This window comes from Bradyrhizobium sp. Ken64, from assembly GCF_055807555.1.
Genome location: NZ_JBVVPA010000075.1, coordinates 1 through 789, shown reverse-complemented (window position 1 = coordinate 789; position 789 = coordinate 1). Strand labels below are relative to the sequence as shown.

The following is a 789-nucleotide window of genomic DNA, read 5'->3' as shown; positions in this document are numbered from 1 at the left end:
GCAGATCGTAAACGATCACGCACCAGTGGGACCGTAGCAATCCGGGGTCGGCAACCATACGCAGATGCTGTCGAGCCTTCCGCAGATGCCCCGCCCGATCCGCCTCATTCATAGGCGGGGACCTCCAGAGCGCTCGTGATCGAGGCCTGCGCGAACGTCCCGCAAGCGAATCCAACTGCACCGACACTCCCGAAAAGCCCGTGAATCGCTTTGTCTTTCAGATATCTCGTGCCGGGAGCTCCCGATATTGTGGGGCCTCACGGGACTACCTCATCGGCTCACACGAGAAGAGATGTTTCAAGACGCATCGGATCTGGCCGCGATGGCCGAGGCACTAGGCCGATCGAGCGACTACCGGGTGCTGCGCCGCCTGGTGCCGCGGCCGACGTCCATACCGGCCTCCAGACAGGAAACCAAGATCGGCATCCTGCTCGACACCGAAACCACCGGCCTCGACCACCGCAAGGACGAACTCATCGAGCTCGGCATGGTCAAGTTCGGCTACACGCCGCACGGGCGCATCATTGAGGTCAGGGACACGTTCTCCGCCTTCAATGAGCCGTCCGAGCCAATCCCGGCCGAGATCACGGCGCTTACCGGCATCACCGACGAAATGGTGGCTGGCCACAAAATCGACGGGGCAGCCGTGAACGCCTTCGTCGACGACTCCGTGGTCGTCGTCATTGCGCACAACAGCGGGTTTGATCGCAAATTTTCCGAACGCTACTGGCCCGTCTTCGAGCGGAAGGCGTGGGCATGCTCCGCGACCGAGGTCCAGTGGCGGCAGCA

1 protein-coding gene is annotated in these 789 nt (G+C 62.4%); it reads left to right on the top strand.

The window, feature by feature from the left end:
• Positions 1–322: 322 nt before the first annotated feature.
• On the top strand, positions 323–789 hold a 467-nt coding region (locus AC0L2F_RS35690; RefSeq protein WP_473251517.1), incomplete at its 3' end, for a 3'-5' exonuclease.